Below are 3,700 nucleotides of genomic sequence, written 5' to 3'. Positions count from 1 at the left end.
GGCACTGTTGCAAAGTTAGCGATGAGGCAGCCTTTTGTCTTATTCAAAGGCCTTACATTTCAAAAACTCTGCTTACCAGGCGCATTTCGCCCAGGGGATCACCATAATAAAATGCTGAGGCCTGGCCTTTGCGTAGTGCACGCATCACCTCAATACCTTTGATGGTGGCGTAAGCCGTCTTCATGGATTTAAATCCCAGCGTGGCGCCGATTATCCGTTTCAGTTTGCCATGATCGCATTCAATCACGTTGTTCCGGTACTTAATCTGTCGGTGTTCAACGTCAGACGGGCACCGGCCTTCGCGTTTGAGCAGAGCAAGCGCGCGACCATAGGCGGGCGCTTTATCCGTGTTGATGAATCGCGGGATCTGCCACTTCTTCACGTTGTTGAGGATTTTACCCAGAAACCGGTATGCAGCTTTGCTGTTACGACGGGAGGAGAGATAAAAATCGACAGTGCGGCCCCGGCTGTCGACGGCCCGGTACAGATACGCCCAGCGGCCATTGACCTTCACGTAGGTTTCATCCATGTGCCACGGGCAAAGATCGGAAGGGTTACGCCAGTACCAGCGCAGCCGTTTTTCCATTTCAGGCGCATAACGCTGAACCCAGCGGTAAATCGTGGAGTGATCGACATTCACTCCGCGTTCAGCCAGCATCTCCTGCAGCTCACGGTAACTGATGCCGTATTTGCAGTACCAGCGTACGGCCCACAGAATGATGTCACGCTGAAAATGCCGGCCTTTGAATGGGTTCATGTGCAGCTCCATCAGCAAAAGGGGATGATAAGTTTATCACCACCGACTATTTGCAACAGTGCCCTCCCAACTGAGCTTTTGCTCCAACGATAAGGCTTTCATTTTGAGTTTCTAAGGCAAATAAACCATACATCAAAGGAGAGGCCGCTGCTCTTTCTAAAGTCTGTTCATATAGTTTATTCCAAACTTTACCCCCTAGTTTTTCATACTCGATGATTAGAGTTTTGAGGCTTTCTTCTCCAAACAAAGTTACATGCCCAGCAAAATCAATCGCTGGGTCATCTATATGGGCTGTTGACCAATCAATAACGCCTGAAACAGCTCCATCCTTTGAAGCTAGTACATGCCCAGCATATAAATCGCCATGTATAAATTGGGTGAAATCTGCCCATAGAACATCATTATCCAACCATTTTCTGTAGCGGGTTTCCAATTGCTCACTTATACCAATTTCAGATTTTACTAACTGCAAATTGTTTGCTATTTCAGGTCTTAAATCTGAAGGTTTCATAATTTTCAAATCATTTTCCCGAACTTCTTTTTCAGGAATACTATGGATTTCAAATAAGGTTTTTGCCAAAGATGTTATGTATTTCGGGCTATCTTTGTCCATATTCCAAATTATTTCATAGGTTTCAGCATCCAAATTTAAAACAGGATTATCTTTAAGTATGGGATAAGCCACTAATTCTGTAGATGAAATTCTCCAATCAGGAACCTCTACAGAAAGATGTTTTTTTACCAATTCTAAAATGCGTTTTTCTTTCTTGATTTGTTCCCTCATGCCATCACGACGAGGAATACGCAGCAACCATTGTTGCCCCTTTGTATCAAGAGCAAAAACGACCTTAAAATCAATGCCCATTTCATTGAAATTCATTTTGTCCGTAAGCAACAAGCCGTGTGCTTCAGCAAGTGATTGAATATCTTGAATTGTCATTTTTAATTTCCTTTAAAGAGTTCAATAATTAATGTTCGGATTAGATTGGCTATCATTAACAATCTCTCTCAAAAGTCTTGATGATTTTGTGGTCTTTGATCTCGTAGATAATGTCAGCAATATTATCGACCAATTGCTTGTCATGAGATACGAAGATAATAGTTCCTGCATAGGACTTCATCATTGTTTCTAATGCGGCAATACTTTTTAGGTCAAGATAGTTTCCTGGTTCATCCATAAGCAAAATATTATATTTTCCTAAAAGCATTTTGGATAAAAGCAGTTTGATGATTTCACCTCCCGATAAGTCGGATAAGTTTTTTTGAATATCATTCGCTCCGATCCCCATTGAAGCCAATACTGCACGAATTTCCGCAACTGTGTACTCGCACTCTTCCTGCATAAAGGAGAGCACAGATTTATGCGTGTTAAATTTATATCCTGTTTGTGTAAAGTAGCCAATTTCAGCTTTTGGAGATATGGTTAATCCATCAGCACGTTCTGATATCATTTTTAACAAGGACGTTTTCCCTGTTCCATTCGATCCAGTTATAGCGACTTTAGCGCCAAGCGGTATTATAAAGTTAGCGTCATCAAAGATAGTACGGCTACCAAATTTTAAGCTCAGACCATCTGCCGTAATCGGGAACTTATTGTGCAGTTCTAGGGCTGAACTTTGACGAAAACGAATAGAACGCAAATGCTCTGGTGCTTGAATATCTTCTAATGCAGCCAAACGCTTTTCCATACTCTTAGCTGCCTGATACAGTTTTCTTTGCTTGGTGCCAGTCATTTTTGCATGCCCAAGTCGTCCAGCACTTTCGGTAGAGTTTTTGGATTTTTCTCCTTTTTTCTTATTGTCTAATCGATTAGCTTGCTGGCGTTTTTCTTGCACAGCAGATTCTAATCGCTCCCGTTCCTTCATCATCAGCTCATATTCTACGGCTTGGTGTTGTCGCTCTTCTTCTTTTTGACGCAAGTAATCCGAGTAACCACCCCAATATTCCGTAATTTTACCGTCTTTTAACTCCCATATCTTGTCTACAACCATATCAAGAAAATATCGGTCATGACTGATAACAAGTAATGCTCCATCAAATGCTTTAAGTTGACCAATAAGTAGATCTATTCCATTGAGATCAAGGTGGCTGGTTGGTTCATCCGCTAGAATGCCATGTACTTGTTGGGAAAATGCGGCAGCAATTTTTGCACGAGTTTCCTCTCCGCCACTCATTGTGTCGTTTTGTACATTGGAAACACCAAGGCGAGATAACATTGCCCGGTCTTCGACCGTTTCTATTTCGATTCCGCCCAGTTGGCTGATATGTGCAAAATCACCAAAACGCTGTAATGTCGCTTCGGCTAAAACAATTTCGCCATTAAGTACTTTGAGTAAACTACTCTTTCCTGCTCCGTTATCACCCACAAGACCAATACGGTCATAAGAGTGAATTTCCAATTCATCAATATCCAAAACATCACGCCCAGCATAATCCAAGCGTATGTTTCTCGCTTTAATAATTAAACTCATTTTTATTTACTCCTGTTTAGCTCTTGAAATTTTTTATGCAGCAAACAGGATTTAGGTGAAAACAAAAGCTAGCATCACAGTGTCCTCCCAAAAAAAAAGCTATTCATCCACAGGGTGGACAAATAGCTAGTCAATTAAGTTATAACTGGAAACTATGCACTAAAAGCATACTTATAAATTAAGCATACTTTTACTTTATATATCCGCATATATTCTTAAAGACACAACAAAAGCCCACCATTATAAAATAGTGTCACTATGCAAATAGTTGTGTCTTAACGAATGCGGATAGAATGCATAAACTTACCTAAAAAATAAAATTCAGTTTTATGATAACTTTACTGTTAAAAGAAGTCTAGACGGCACTGTTGCAAAGTTAGCGATGAGGCAGCCTTTTGTCTTATTCAAAGGCCTTACATTTCAAAAACTCTGCTTACCAGGCGCATTTCGCCCAGGGGATCACCATAATAAA

3 protein-coding genes are annotated in these 3,700 nt (G+C 41.0%); all 3 read right to left on the bottom strand.

The genetic code is table 11. From position 1 onward, the window contains the following. Window positions 1-52: 52 nt before the first annotated feature. The 3 genes from AC2UZJ_RS12390 to msr(E) are packed head-to-tail and all read right to left on the bottom strand — an operon-like array spanning window position 53 to window position 3,228. Complete coding sequence (locus AC2UZJ_RS12390) at window positions 53-757, bottom strand: IS6-like element IS26 family transposase (RefSeq protein WP_001067855.1); 705 nt, start codon at window positions 755-757, stop codon at window positions 53-55. Between the two features lie 46 nt (window positions 758-803). Then, a complete protein-coding gene (locus AC2UZJ_RS12385; protein WP_277738614.1) occupies window positions 804-1,697 on the bottom strand; it encodes an Mph(E) family macrolide 2'-phosphotransferase in 894 nt (297 codons plus the stop codon). 55 nt (window positions 1,698-1,752) lie between these two features. Continuing rightward, window positions 1,753-3,228 carry an ABC-F type ribosomal protection protein Msr(E) gene (msr(E), locus tag AC2UZJ_RS12380; RefSeq protein WP_000052512.1) on the bottom strand — a complete coding sequence of 492 codons (1,476 nt, stop codon included), beginning with the start codon at window positions 3,226-3,228 and terminating at the stop codon, window positions 1,753-1,755. Window positions 3,229-3,700 lie beyond the last annotated feature (472 nt).

It is taken from the genome of Paenalcaligenes sp. DL 309 (genome assembly GCF_057475285.1).
The sequence above is the reverse complement of the archived record's forward strand: the minus strand, read 5'-3'. Positions and strand labels throughout refer to the sequence as shown.

Bases quoted from the DNA above. Each gene is read 5' to 3' on its own strand.
- AC2UZJ_RS12385 (WP_277738614.1), bottom strand. From the start codon at position 1,697: ATGACAATTCAAGATATTCAATCACTTGCTGAAGCACACGGCTTGTTG.
- AC2UZJ_RS12390 (WP_001067855.1), bottom strand. From the start codon at position 757: ATGAACCCATTCAAAGGCCGGCATTTTCAGCGTGACATCATTCTGTGG.